Source organism: Streptomyces sp. A18 (assembly GCF_059026065.1).
On the sequence record NZ_JBWLKL010000041.1, the window covers coordinates 1 to 13335 of the forward strand.

Here is a 13335-nt window from a genome sequence, read left to right on the forward strand (position 1 = left end):
ACCCGGTCCGGATCACCGGGCGTCGGATCCTTGTCCAAGTCCAGGACATGCCAATCCGCCGGACGATTCCCCGCCATACCGCAACCCCCGTAGAACCCGAAACGCTTGTGCTCGAACGCACAAGCGAAGCTATCGCACCCGTTTTGCTACTGAGGTGCTGGTTGTGACCCGCCCGGCTCCGAGTCGAAGTCGGGCCAGTCCTCGCCAGTCAATGTCGCTGCCAAGGACCGCGACGTCCTTCGTGTCGCCCCCGTGGCCGTGCCAGTCGTGGAGGCAGTCCACCAACGCCAGCTGTGGCCGAAGTACCTCAGGAAGGGGAACTCCCGGGCGAAGGTGGAGAACAGGGCTTCCGGTTCTCTCAGTTCCTCGCCTGCCAGGCGGATCACTCGGCCGCCCTGCTCTTGGAGCTGGGCGGTCTCGGTGGTCAGCCATGGGTCGTCGTGGTGTGTGAAGACGACCCATGGCTGGCTACGCCGGGTGAGGGTGGCGCCCATGGTGAGCCCCTGCTCCTCGTGCGCCGATCAGCGGTTGATCGACTGGATTTCCTGGACGTTCATGTCCTGGGTCGTCTCGAAGGTGCCGTTCGGCAGCATGTGCTTGCCGTCGTTGTCCGAGCCCTCCCAGGAGATCTCCCAGGTGACTGATGCCTTGAGCTGGTACGGCTTTCCGTCCGTGGCCCGCAGGTACTTGATGCCGCACGGCGGGTCCTGCTTCGACTTGCCCTTGGTGTAAGGCGTGCCGATGCTGCCGTCCTCGTTGATCTTGCATTCGCCGGATGCGGGGAAGGTCTCCGCGTCGGCCGTGCCCGGTTCCAGGTGGAGGCTCTTGGGTGTTGCCGTGGTTTCTGCCCAGAGCGGGGTGTTCGGCAGCTCCGCGCGGACCGTGACGTCCTTGAAGGTACCCTTGTCCAACCAGACCCAAGTCGGCAGATTCACCGTGGATTTGGCCTCAGGCTTCAGCTCCACCTCGGTGTCGGGGACCTTCACCTTGTCGTAGGCGTACTCGGCGAGCATCTTGGGGGTCGGGGCGTTCGGATCGTTCGGGATCTCGCCGTCGTCCACCCAGAACATGATGCGGCCGCAGTCCCAGGACTTGGGGTCGGAGTCGTCAGGTGCCACTCCGCGCCAGAAGCGGCCGTCCTTGCCCTCGTTGTAGTCCTTGTAGCCGTCGGCCTGGCTGTTCGCGTCTGCGTGCAGGTCGAAGTTGTCGGCCGGCTTGCCGTCGCGGTAGTGGTCGGTCCACAGTTCCTTGCCCCACCAGGACTCGTGGATGCCGACGTCGCCACCGCCGTCCGTGTCGACGAACTTCTTGAGTTCCGCGGACGTGAACGCCGGCTCGTACCAGCAGGCAGGTGGCTTCCAGTTGGGGTCGATCGGGGCGAGGTTTCCCTTCTTGCCGCCACCGTTGCCACCGCTCGGGTACGAGAGCTGGATCGAGGAGACTCCGGCCGACAGGGTGCCGCTCTTGTCGGCGTTGCCGCTCGGTGTCTCGTTGGACGGTGGTTCGGTGGTGTTGTCCCCTGGCCCGGCCGCGTAGGCGGTTCCGGCCGACCACAGCACGGCTGCCGCCGCCAATGCCGCGGACCATCGCACTGCATGTCGTGAGGATGTCATCGCTGGCACTCCTTCACTCGCCCCTCGACCTCGATCTGCAGCACCTTCCAGATCTTCTCCGAACCCTTGGGCTGCTTCATGAGGAGACGGAATTCCTGGTAGTCGTCGAGGCTCGGCTTCGTGTACCTGATCTTCTTGGTCTCGACGTTCTTGCCGTAGAACTTGCTCTGGTCGCGGCACATGGTGACGAGTACACCGGCCGTACCGACCTTGTCGGTCTTGGTGCGGTAGTAACTGTCTGTTCCGGTGGCGGTCCATTTGTCGTCCACCCACGACTTGATCTGCTTCTGCGCGTAGCGGGTGGCGTTGCCCAGCGAATAGAACTGGTAGGCAGGGTCCTTGGGGTCCTGGGCGGTGATCCCGTGGTTGAGGGCCTGGATGTATTTCTCGGCGTTCTCCTGAGCCGCCGCGTGACGCGGGTCGGACGGCTTTGAGGAGCCGAACTCGACCTTCAGGTCACTCGGCAGGCCGACGTCCGGCTCGCCGGGTTTCGCAGGAGTCGAAGTCTTCGACTTCTCCGAGCCGCCCCCCGCCCCCTCGATCTTGTCCGAGGAGTCATCACCCCCGCCGCCACAAGCAGTAAGCAGCAGGGTCGCGCTCGCCAGTAGAGCGGTAGCGACGGGCAAAGTGCGACGGGCCACGATTGCAGTCCCCCAGGTTCGGCAGAGTTCGGCAGTGTTCGACTTGTGTGCGCCATGTGCGCCATGTGCGGCATGTGCGGCATGTGCGGCAGAGAATGGAGCCGGTCGACGCTACCAGGCGCGAGTGACCGGCATTGGTGGGCCTTGTGAAGGTTCTCGCGGCCGGTGAGATGACGGAAGCGAACGGTCCTCAAGTGCTACGGGGGCGCAGCGAAGCCGTGCCGTAACTGTGACGCGCGGTGGTGAATGTCCCTTCTGTGTCTCTTCTGGGTGGGCACATCTCGGAAGAGGAACGGGCGGGATCGGGCTCGAAGCGCTCAGAGAGAGTTGGGCGTACGGCGCAACTCGGGCGTAAACGGGCAGCCTGCGAAGTCCCTTACGTCCCCTCGGGAGCCGTTGCCCCTGTCTGACCTTCGGGCCCTTCCGTACCATCGCCTCAGTACGCTCAGCGTTCACAGTTCACTGCGCGGCACCGCCCCGCACCGCCCCGCACCGCTCAGACCGCTGATCCCCATCCGCTCCCTCCCAGAGGACATCAGGACACCCGCCATGGCGCGCACCACTTCAAGTTCGACAGGCGGCCCGTCGGCTCCACGGAATCGGACGCCGCAGCCGTTGCCCGGCCGTCGTCGTACGGTCGGGGACTTCGTCAAGGCGTTCTTCGCCTTTGTCGCGTTGGCCGCGCTGCTCGTCGGCGTGCCTGGCGCCCTCGCGTATGCCGTGGGGTGGCCGCTTCCTGGGGGTGCGCCCTCGCTGGACTGGTTGCAGCAGGAGATCACGGTCGGGACGTTCATCAACGTACTGACCGTCGTCGTCTGGCTCGCCTGGGCCCAGTTCACCGCCTGCGTGCTGGTGGAGATCAAGGCCGCTCTGTCCGGAGTCGGGATGCCGGGTCGCGTTCCGGGGGCCGGCGGCAGTCAGCTCCTCGCCCGGCAGCTCGTTGCCGCGCTGCTTCTGGTGGGTGCCACTGCCGCCAGCTTCGCGCCTGGGCTCTCGCAGTTCGGGCAGTCTCTCGAAGGGAATCAGAAGCCCGCTTCCGCCGCTTCCGCCCAGCAGACCCCCGGCGGTCTCTTCGGGCAGGAGCAGGCCGGGAGCGCCGCAAGCGCCATCGCCGAGCAGGCCGCTCAGGCCGAGCAGGCCGCCCATGCGGACAGCAACGCCAAGGACGGCGACACCAAGTACTACCGGATCCAGCCGCCCGAAGGGCGTCACCACGATTCGATGTGGGAGATCGCCGAGCGGCACCTGGGAGACGGGCGCCGCTACAAGGAGATCTACCAGCTCAACAAGGACCGCGAGCAGCCGGACGGCTCGCGGCTGTCCGAGGCCAGCCTCATCCGGCCCGGCTGGATCATGGAGATGCCCGCGGACGCGCACGGCGGCGAGCTCGTCGAGATGCCCGACGAGGCACCCAAGGTCTCGCAGGACGTGAAGGAGCAGATCTCCGACTACGCCAAGTCCGGGGATCAGGGCAAGGACGGGGCCAAGGAACAGGGCGGGGGGCAGGGCGGCTCTGGGTCCGTCGATCGCGATACCGCCCACATCACCATCCCCGAGCAGCGGCCCTCCGAAGGCGCCGGGCAGGGGCAGCAGCAACAACCTCCCGTCGCCGACAGTGGGAGCGAGTCCGAAGGGTTCTCCTTCGGGTTGCCCGAAGCGCTCATCGGGGCGCCCCTCCTCGCCGCCGGACTGCTCGGCGCGCTCGGGCGCCGTCGGCGTCACGCGCTGTGGCAGTCCGCCATGGGCGCCGTCGGCGGACGTCGCGGCATGGAGCCGCCGACGCCGACCGGGGGCGCCGCCGATGTGCAGGACGCGCTGCTCGTGGGGGCCGACCCCGAGGGCGTACGGCTGCTCGATCTGTCCCTGCGGGGGCTCGCTGCCTCCCTTGCCGAGGAATCACGGGCGCTGCCCACCGTCTACGCCGCCTGGCTCAGCAACGGCGACCTGCATCTGCAGCTCGCCCAGCCCGCCGGACGGCCGCCCGCTCCTTGGCAGTTGGGGCAGGACCAGACGTTCTGGATGCTGGCCCGGACCGACGCCGAGCGGTACGAGGACGTGGACACCGCCGCTCCCTACCCGGGGCTCGTGAGCCTGGGAACGCTCGACGACTCCCGGCTGCTGCTCAATCTGGAAGCCGTGCCCGGCGTCGTGTCGCTGAGCGGCACCGAGGCCGATCGCGCCGCCGTCTTCGCGTCCGTGGCCGCCGAGCTCGCCACCAACGGCTGGTCCGACCGCATGACCATCACCCTCGTCGGCTTCGGGCAGGACCTGACGCCGCTCGCGCCCAACCGTCTGCGTCACCTCGACGACATCGAGGCGCTCATCGAGACGATGGAGGCCGAGACGCGGCAGCGGCGCGGAGCCCTGGGGGCGGCCGGTCACGACTCCGTGCTCACCGGTCGTACGGGGCCCGCCCAGCACACCCGCTGGGCGCCGCACCTGGTGCTGCTCGCCGCCGAGCCCGAAGGGGACGACGCGGTGAAGCTCGCCGAACTGGCCGCCGACGCGAGCCGGTTGGGTATCGGGTACCTCGTCGGTACGGAGTCCGGCGACCTGCCGGGCGCCGCGTGGGAGATGGAGATCACCCCAGAGGGCAAGCTCCTCGCACCGCTGCTCGGCCTTGAGCTGGAGGCGCAGGCGCTGCCCGAGGCTCAACAGCGGGCCGTCGTGGAGCTGTTCGTCGACGCCGATCCGGGGGAGGGCGGCACTTCAGGTTCCGGCGCCGGCTCCGGTCGTACGGGTGCCACCCCGCCGTTCCTCGTGGACGTCACCGAGCAGGGGCGGCCCGCTGTGTACGCGCGCCTCGTCGGTACGTACGAGATCATCGGCCTCGACACGCCTGACGGCGAGCGCAGCCCGCTGATGCACGAGGCGCTGGCGCTGCTCCTGCTGCACCGCGAGGGCGTGCACCCCCGGGTGCTCTCCTCCGCGCTGTGGCCGCGGGGAGTCACCGAGGACGTACGGGACGCACTCATCGACCGGCTGCGGGAGTGGCTCGGCACCGAGCCCGACGGGTCGCCGCGGCTGCGGGCCGACCGGAGCGGGCGGCTCACGCTCGCCAAGTCCGTCGTATCCGATCTGGATGTTCTGCGGTCGCTCTACCACGAGGCGACCCAGGGGCGCGGGGCCAACAGCCGGGCCGTGCGCGGGCGGATGCTCACCGATGCGCTGGTGCTCGTGCGGGGGCCGTTGCTCTCGGACCGGCCGCAGGGGCGGTACGCGTGGCTCACGCACGAGATCATCGACGCGCAGTTGCCGCTGCTGGTCGCCGATATCGGGCTCGCCCTCTCCGAGTTCCACCTGGAGAAGGGGCGTGCGGAGAAGGCCATCGAGGCGTTGAACGCCGCGCTTGGCTCCGCGCCTGGTGATGAGCGGCTCTGGAACGAGTTGCTGAGGGCCACGCATGCGGTGGGCGACCCCGGTCGCCTTCAGCAGGTGGCCGCTGATCTCGTTTCCCGGAGTGGGGCTCGGGGCGTGCCGCCCCGGACCGAAGCCCTGCTGGACGAGTTGCTTCCTGCCTGGCGCAGTGGCCTCAGCGCCGTGGGGTAGTTCTCTTGCCGCGGGTGGGATTTCGAGGCCGCCGCCTCGCGGCGGATCTCTCCCACCCACCCACCCGTATCTCCGCGTCTAGAGGCTGACCGTTGGACCCGTTCTCGTACGTCGTCGTCGGCGGCGCCCTCTGGGGCGCCCTCGCCGGGCTCTTCGTGCCCCGTGCCGTCTATCGGCTCTCGGTGCCGCCCGACGAGGCGTGGCGGGGGACCTGCCCAGACGGGCATCCCGTCGGGGGGTGGGTCGGGCTCGCGCGGTGCGGGGGAGGGGGTCGTTACGGGCCCAGGACCACGAGCGTCGCCACCGTCACCGCCCTCGCCTGCGCAGCCCTCGCCGCCGCCACGGGCCCCCGGCCCGAGCTCGGCGTGTGGCTGCTGCTCGCGCCCTTCGGCGTACTGCTCGCCGTCGTGGACTTCGGCGTGCACCGGTTGCCGGACGTGCTCACCCTGCCGCTCGCCGCCGCCGCGCTCGTGCTGCTCGGGGGCGCCGCGCTGCTGCCCGAGCACGGCGGGTCCTGGACGCACTCGCTGTACGGCGCCCTCGCGCTCGGCGGCGCGTACTTCGTGCTCTTCCTCATCAGCCCGAACGGCATGGGCTTCGGCGACGTGAAGCTGGCGCTCGGTCTGGGGGCCGTCCTCGGCTGGTACGGGTGGGGCGGGGTGCTGCTCGGGACCTTCGCCGGGTTCCTGCTCGCCGCCCTGTACGGGACGGGGCTCGTCATCGCCCGCCGCGCCGGGCGCAAGACGGCGATCCCGTTCGGGCCGTTCCTGATCGGCGGCGCGTTCGTGGGGCTGTTGCTCGGGGCGTACGCCGCCTGACGTGCTGCCCGGGGTGTACGCCGCCTGACGTGCTGTCCGGGCTGTACGCCGCCTGACGTGCTGTCCGGGCTGTACGCCGCCTGACGTCAGGCGGCCAGATCCCCTGGCGTACGCTGAATCAGTCCGCCCACAACCCTTACGAAAGGGACGCCCCGGTGACCGAGAAGGCCGACCTTCAGTCCGTCCTCGACCGTGCCGCCGCAGGTGGGCGGATCAGCGCCGAAGAGGCGCTCGACCTCTACCGCGATGCCCCGCTGCACGCGCTCGGCGCCGCAGCCGACGCCATCCGCCGCCGCCGGTACGCCGGGACCGAGCACATCGCGACGTACATCATCGAGCGGAACATCAACTACACCAACGTGTGTGTGACCGCCTGCAAGTTCTGCGCCTTCTACGCCGCTCCGAAGGACACCAAGAAGGGCTGGACGCGCGACCTCGACGACATCCTGCGCCGCTGCGCGGAGACCGTCGAGCTCGGTGGCACGCAGGTCATGTTCCAGGGCGGGCACCACCCGGACTTCGGCGTCGAGTACTACGAAGAGCACTTCTCCGCGATCAAGAAGGCCTACCCCCAGCTGGTCATCCACTCCCTCGGCGCCTCCGAGGTCGAGCACATGGCCCGCATCTCGAAGGTCTCCGCGGAGGAGGCGATCCAGCGCATCCACGCCGCCGGTCTCGACTCCTTCGCCGGTGCCGGAGCCGAGCTGCTCCCGGCCCGCCCGCGCAAGGCCATCGCCCCGCTCAAGGAGAGCGGCGAGCGCTGGCTGGAGATCATGGAGATCGCGCACGGCCTCGGCGTCGAGTCGACGTCCACGATGCTCATGGGTACGGGCGAGACCAACGCCGAGCGCATCGAGCACCTGCGGATGATCCGCGACACGCAGGACCGGACCGGTGGCTTCCGGGCCTTCATCCCGTACACGTACCAGCCCGAGAACAACCACCTCAAGGGCCGCACGCAGGCCAGCATCTTCGAGTACATCCGCATGATCGCGATCTCGCGGATCTTCCTCGACAACGTGGCCCACATCCAGGGTTCCTGGCTGACCACCGGCAAGGAGGCCGGCCAGCTGACCCTGCACTACGGCGCGGACGACCTCGGCTCCGTGATGCTGGAGGAGAACGTCGTCTCCTCCGCCGGTGCCAAGCACCGCAACAACCTGCGCGACATGATCGACATGATCCGCAGCGCGGACCGCGTCCCGGCCCAGCGCGCCACGACGTACGAGCACCTCGTCGTGCACGACGACCCGGCGAACGACCCGACCGACGACCGCGTCGCCTCGCACATCTCGTCCACGGCGATCGAGGGCGGCACGGCGCACCCCGAGCTGAAGCTCCTCGCCTCCAACTGAGGCTGTCGTGCGCACACTTCACGTCGCCGAACGCTCACCGGAGTCGGCGGTCCTGGTCGACGGGGCGAGCATCGCCGCCGTCGGCCCGTACGAGGAACTGGCCGCCGCGCACCCGAACGCCCGCGTCCGGCGCTGGCCCGGCATCCTCACGCCGGGCCTGCTCAACCCGTATGGCCCCGAGCTCCTGGAGGCCACGTACCACCCCGACCCGCGCGAGGCCGACCAGTTCGGCACCGAGCCGATCGTCGGGGAGCGGGCCCGTGCCATCTTCCGCGCCGACCCGTCCCGCCTGGGGGCCAGCGCACGCCGCGGCGTACAGCGGCTCTTCGCGCACGGCACGGTGGCCGTCGCGGGCGAACTGAAGGCCAGGCCCGTCATCGACACCGTCCGCAGGGCGGGCCTGGCGGTGGGCCAACGCCCACCACGGCTTCCGGGCCCGGCGTCCCTGTCCCCGACCCCGCTGGTCCTCCTGCCACCCCTGAGGGAGGGCGCCCCGGCCCGCTTCGCGATCTTCGACGTGCCGACGCGCGCGGAGCTGGTGCGCCGGGGCGCGGGAACATGCGTGGCAACGGTGATGGGCGGCCGCCTGGTGTACCGGGCGCGCTGAGAGCCGCCTAGAGCTGAGGGCAGCCCCGAAGGGGCGCCCTCAGGGGCGCGGGGAACTGCGCGAGCAACCCACGACGAACCCGCCCCGCCAGGCAGCCCGCATCCGGCAGACGCACCGCGAAATGCCCGCCGCAGGCGAGTCGGCCGCCGCCTGCCACAATGGCGGGGTGACCCGAGCCACCCTGGAAAAGCAGCCGCACGAAGTCGCCTCCATGTTCGACGACGTGGCGGAACGGTACGACCTGACGAACGACGTGCTGTCGCTCGGCCAGGCGAGGCTGTGGCGCAAGGAGGTCGCGAAAGCGGTCGACGCGCGCCCCGCGCAGAAGGTGCTCGACCTGGCCGCGGGGACCGCCACCTCGTCGCAGCCCTTCGTACAGGCGGGCGCGTACGTCGTGCCCTGCGACTTCTCGCTCGGCATGCTCCAGGTCGGCAAGGCGCGCCACCCCTGGATGCCGTTCACGGCCGGGGACGCGACGAAGCTGCCGTTCAAGGACGACACGTTCGACGCCGTCACGATCTCCTTCGGCCTTCGCAACGTCCACGAGACGGACGAGGCGCTCCGCGAGATGTACCGCGTGACGAAGCCCGGCGGCCGGGTCGTCATCTGCGAGTTCTCGCACGCGACGTGGGCGCCGTTCCGCACGGTCTACGAGGAGTACCTGATGCGGGCGCTGCCGCCGGTCGCGCGCGCCGTCTCCTCCAACCCCGACGCTTACGTCTATCTCGCGGAGTCCATCCGCTCCTGGCCGGACCAGCCGACGCTGGCCACGCTGTTGCAGGACGCGGGCTGGTCGAAGGTGGCGTGGCGGAATCTGACCGGTGGGGTCGTGGCGCTGCACCGGGGATTCAAGGCCTAGGCCTGCCGCGGAGCGCTCGAACGGGGAACGCGCGGAATCCTGCGATGTGAACCGAGTTGACGGGAACCAGCCGCCGGGCAAGATGTGTCCGTTGATACGACTCCGCCGACTTCGCGACGGTGTCGGCGCGAAGCCGCTCTTTCGCGTCGGCCGCCGCGAGGTCGCCCGGCACGGGTCGGTCTTTCTGGTCATCTCCCCAATGACGGAGCGTTCCCATGGCGTCGTACTGCCCTCACTGCGGGGCACCCACCCCTGACGAGGCCCGCTTCTGCATGAAGTGCGGGCGGGAGCGCCCGCGCGACACGACAGTGGACGCGGGGCCCGCGGAGCTGCCTGCGGCAGAGCTTGGCGTACCGACCTCCGCGGACGCCGCGGACGCCGCGGACGCCGCGGCCCCGCCCGCGCCCGCGGCAGCGGAGGGGCCCGAGCCCGAAGCTCCGGAGCCCGCGAAGAAGACCGCGGAGGCGCCCGAGGGCCCGGGGTTCACCGCGACCTCCCTCCCCGCCCCGCCCGCACTTCCGCCTGTCCCGGTGACCCCGGCGCCCGCCGCCCCCTCCCCCCTCGGCGCCTTCTTCGGGCGGGCCTTCCGTGGGGACTGGGCCGGGGCCGCTCAAGCCGCCCTGTGGCCCGTGGGGTTGGTGCTCGTCGTGGCTGTCGCGCTGGCCGTTCCCTCCTACGGGCAGGAGGACGGCGACGTCGTCGTCGGGTTCAGCGAGCGGCTGCGGATCGCTCTCGCCCTGCTGCTCCAGGCCGTGGGCGGCGGCTTCGAGATCTCGGGGAGCGAGCGGCAGCAGTCGCCCCTCTTCGGTGACAGCTCCGGAAGCTCCGGCATGGAGGCCGCGTTCGACGGCACCGCCACGCTGCACCTCATCCCGCTCACCGCCACCGCCCTGTGGATGGGGGCCCTCTTCATCGGCGTACGCATCCTGCGCAACCGCGTCCTCGTACGCACCGGAGCGCAGGGCGGCCAAGGCGGAGGCACGGCCGGGCTCGAAGCGGCCCTGCGCGTCAGCCTGTTGGTGACCGCGGGCATTCTCGTGCTCAGCCTCTTCGCGCAGCCCGAGATCGACGGCGTCGAACTCTCCTCCTCGCCGGTGCTCGCCGCGCTCGGCGCGCTCGTTCTCGCGCTCGCCGTCTCCTGCGGTGTGCTGCACCGACACGACTTGGCACAGTGGCTCTCTCAACGGCCGGGCCGGCAGGCGGCGTTCCGGGCCACCGGCACCGCGCTGCGCGCTCTCGCGATCGTGCTCGTCCTCTGCTCGATCGTCGCGTTCATCAGCCTCGCCTCGGTCGACGACCTCGAAGGCCTCACCGACCTCGACGACGCCGACGTGTCCCCGCTGCTCATCGCTCTGCTCGTGCTGCCGAACCTCGGCGTGGCCGCCCTCGGCCTCGGGTGGGGAGCGCCGCTCGACGCCTCGGTGGAGGGCAGCAGTTCGGCGTACGGAGGCGGCTACGAGAGCGAGTCCTTCGGGCTCTCCGAGTTGGGGGACGTCACCAACGACTGGGCGATGGTGGGGGCGTTGGCACTCGGGCTCGTGTGCGCGCTGACCCTCGGCGTCCTCGCCGCACGCCGCTCGGCGCACCGCGGTGAGCAACTCCTCGCCGCCGGGATCTTCCTGGGGCTCTTCCTGCTGCTCGCCGGGGTAGGCGGATTCAGTGTCGACGCGTCCGGCAGTGCCTCGTCCGAGTTCGGCTCGGACACGGGCGCGAGCGGCTCGGGCAACGGCAGCTTCGAGGCGGGTGTGAGCGTGCCGGACGCGTTGCTGTTCGGGCTGCTCTGGGTCTTCGTCGCGGCCTTCCTCGCGCCGTACCTGCTGCAGATGGCGGGGCAGCGGACGGGGATCGTGGCGGCGCCGCTCCCGCCGATGCCGACCGGGCCGGCGGGCGCGCCCGGCGGCCCCGGCACCGCGCCCCCGGCGAGTGCCGCCGGTGCTGTCGGCGCCGTAGGTCCCGTCACAGCAGGCCCTGCGGCGTCCGGAGTCGCGAATCCCGCGCCCCAGCCCGCGTACGACCCGACCGCGAGCCCCGCCTACGCGCCCGCCGCCTATGACCCCGCCCTCTACGACCCCCACACCTTCCAGCTGCGCCAGCAGCCCCCAGGCGCCCCCAAGTCCCGCCGCACCGCCCTCTGGGTCGGCACCCTCGCCGCCGCCTTCCTCATCGGCAGCGGCATCGCGGCCGGCGTCCTGCTCTGGCAGGACAACGACGACGGCAAGGCGGACAAGGCGGGCGGCAAGGACGACAAGCCCGCCGTGAGCCGGACCCAGGACCCCACCGGGTCGCCCTCACCGTCTCCCTCGTCCACCTCGACGGAAGAGGCCACGGACGACCCCGTGGAGGAGCCGAGCGCGACCCCGGACGCCGTGGACGATGCCCCCGAACTGCCCGCGGACTCCGACCTGGTGTCCGACGTGAGCGGCTTCGAGTTCGCCGTGCCCGAGGGCTGGACCCGGCAGGGCGAGGACCGGCCGGGGCAGGTCGTGTACGCGGGGTCGACCGGCCGGGAGGAGTTCCTCGTCGGCGTGGTCCCGAACGCCCCGTACACCTCGTACGGGAACTTCACGACCATCGAGAAGGACGCCAAGAAGGACCCGAAGAAGTCGGACTACCAGCGGCTGCAGCTGGAGCCGAACACCTTCCAGGGGCGCAGCGGCGCGATCTGGGAGTACACCTACACCGACCAGTCGGGCCGTGAGATCCACGCCCTGAACCAGAGTTACGTCGCGGACAACGGCACCGAGTACGCCATCCAGCTCTCCTGGCGCGCGGACTTCTGGCCCGCGGGCGAAGGCGAGAAGATCCACCGGACCGCGCTGGAGCACTGGCGGCTCAACGGTTGAGCCGCCGGGCGGTCGCTGCGGCCCGGCACTCGCTACCGCCAGGCGCCGACCTCGCTGTCCGGTTCGTCCAGCTCCTGCCGCAGCCCGCCGTCCGGAGGCCCGGGGCGACGGGGCTCGCGTACCCCCGCACCGCCCTCGCCCTCGCCGGGGCCGAAGTCGAACCAGACGGTGACGACGGCGTCGCGGGGGATCCACACGCCGGGGTGCGGGTACTGCCGGACCACGTGGTCGAGGACGACCAGATGGAAGTCGGGGCGGTCCGGCGCCGCGAGCTCCACGCCGTGCTTCGCTGCCGACTCGCGCGCGTCGACGGCCATGAGACCGATCAGTGGCGGCACGAGTACTTCGTCTGTCCTGGGTACCTTCGGCACAGATGTCACCCCCAGCGGTACCGGCAGAGTAGACCCGCCACGGCGCGAGCCGGAAGCGGTGAGCGCCCCTTGGGGGGCGCGGGGAACCGCGCGATCAGCCAAGTGGTGCCGCACTCAGAGGACGAGACCGAAGCGGTGCGCCCGCCGCTCTGACCCCGGAACCGGCAGGGTCTCCTCAAGGTGCATGCCGAGTCGGCCCGTCACCGCGACGGACCGTGCGTTGCGGGCGTCGACCATCGCCACCACGTCCCCTGTGCCCGCAGCGCGCACCCGCTCCAAGGTGGCCTGCGCCGCGGCTGTCGCGTACCCCTTCCCCCAAGCGGCGCGACCCAGTCGCCAGCCGATCTCGATCTTGCCCTGGGGCCCCCATGCGTGCGGCCAGGGCTGTGCTCCGGCGAAGCCGATCGGCTCGCTTGCCGCGTCGAGCAACGTCCAGAAGCAGAAGCCGAGTTCGGCGTCGTGTCTGCGCTGCCGGGCAGTCAGCTCCTCGTACACGGAGAGCTCGTCCGATGTGCCGCCGAAGAACTCCATGACCTCCGGGTCGTCGAAGAGCCGGTGCCAGACGAAGGCGTCCTCGTGCGTCGGAACGCGCAGGTGTACGGCGGGCAGGGGCTTCGTCGGCAGTGCCTGCTTTGTCACGGGTGGCCCTTCGGCTGGCTGATCAGTACCGCTGCATAGA

General features: G+C 70.5%; 10 protein-coding genes. 6 read left to right on the forward strand and 4 right to left on the reverse strand.

Annotated elements, in window-relative coordinates; all coding sequences use genetic code 11:
- Positions 1-521: 521 nt before the first annotated feature.
- The gene (locus AC5P1C_RS36660; protein ID WP_493870297.1) at positions 522-1613 is read right to left on the reverse strand and encodes a hypothetical protein; all 1092 of its coding nucleotides are present in this window, start codon (positions 1611-1613) and stop codon (positions 522-524) included.
- Entirely contained in the window at positions 1610-2254 is a 645-nt protein-coding gene (locus tag AC5P1C_RS36665; protein ID WP_493870298.1) for a hypothetical protein, read from the reverse strand. Before AC5P1C_RS36665 ends, AC5P1C_RS36660 begins: the two co-directional genes overlap by 4 nt.
- A 549-nt stretch (positions 2255-2803) precedes the next feature.
- Between AC5P1C_RS36665 and AC5P1C_RS36670 the strand changes: the two genes are divergently transcribed.
- The 6 genes from AC5P1C_RS36670 to AC5P1C_RS36695 all read left to right on the forward strand — a co-directional run bounded on the left by AC5P1C_RS36670 (position 2804) and on the right by AC5P1C_RS36695 (position 12285).
- A complete protein-coding gene (locus tag AC5P1C_RS36670) occupies positions 2804-5803 on the forward strand; it encodes a BTAD domain-containing putative transcriptional regulator (protein WP_493870299.1) in 3000 nt (999 codons plus the stop codon).
- 92 nt (positions 5804-5895) lie between these two features.
- Positions 5896-6621: a prepilin peptidase gene (locus AC5P1C_RS36675; protein WP_493870300.1), complete on the forward strand. Its 726-nt coding sequence runs from the start codon at positions 5896-5898 to the stop codon at positions 6619-6621.
- 155 nt (positions 6622-6776) lie between these two features.
- Complete coding sequence (mqnC, locus tag AC5P1C_RS36680; protein ID WP_249588413.1) at positions 6777-7976, forward strand: cyclic dehypoxanthinyl futalosine synthase; 1200 nt, start codon at positions 6777-6779, stop codon at positions 7974-7976.
- A 7-nt stretch (positions 7977-7983) separates the two neighbouring features.
- Positions 7984-8583: an imidazolonepropionase-like domain-containing protein gene (locus tag AC5P1C_RS36685; protein WP_493870301.1), complete on the forward strand. Its 600-nt coding sequence runs from the start codon at positions 7984-7986 to the stop codon at positions 8581-8583.
- A gap of 166 nt (positions 8584-8749) precedes the next feature.
- The gene (locus AC5P1C_RS36690; protein ID WP_493870302.1) at positions 8750-9442 is read left to right on the forward strand and encodes a demethylmenaquinone methyltransferase; all 693 of its coding nucleotides are present in this window, start codon (positions 8750-8752) and stop codon (positions 9440-9442) included.
- Between the two features lie 215 nt (positions 9443-9657).
- On the forward strand, positions 9658-12285 hold the full coding sequence (locus AC5P1C_RS36695; protein ID WP_493870303.1) for a zinc ribbon domain-containing protein: 2628 nt from the start codon (positions 9658-9660) through the stop codon (positions 12283-12285).
- A 32-nt stretch (positions 12286-12317) separates the two neighbouring features.
- On the opposite strand, the gene AC5P1C_RS36700 is transcribed toward AC5P1C_RS36695, so the two are convergent.
- Positions 12318-12602 (reverse strand): PASTA domain protein, encoded by a 285-nt coding sequence (locus AC5P1C_RS36700; protein WP_493870336.1) that lies wholly within the window; start codon positions 12600-12602, stop codon positions 12318-12320.
- Between the two features lie 168 nt (positions 12603-12770).
- Complete coding sequence (locus AC5P1C_RS36705) at positions 12771-13295, reverse strand: GNAT family N-acetyltransferase (protein WP_493870304.1); 525 nt, start codon at positions 13293-13295, stop codon at positions 12771-12773.
- Positions 13296-13335 lie beyond the last annotated feature (40 nt).

What these genes read in the sequence shown, in the direction of transcription:
- AC5P1C_RS36700 (WP_493870336.1), bottom strand. Translation starts at nt 12,602, where the DNA reads ATGGCCGTCGACGCGCGCGAGTCGGCAGCGAAGCACGGCGTGGAGCTC.
- AC5P1C_RS36670 (WP_493870299.1), top strand. Translation starts at nt 2,804, where the DNA reads ATGGCGCGCACCACTTCAAGTTCGACAGGCGGCCCGTCGGCTCCACGG.
- AC5P1C_RS36695 (WP_493870303.1), top strand. Translation starts at nt 9,658, where the DNA reads ATGGCGTCGTACTGCCCTCACTGCGGGGCACCCACCCCTGACGAGGCC.
- AC5P1C_RS36660 (WP_493870297.1), bottom strand. Translation starts at nt 1,613, where the DNA reads ATGACATCCTCACGACATGCAGTGCGATGGTCCGCGGCATTGGCGGCG.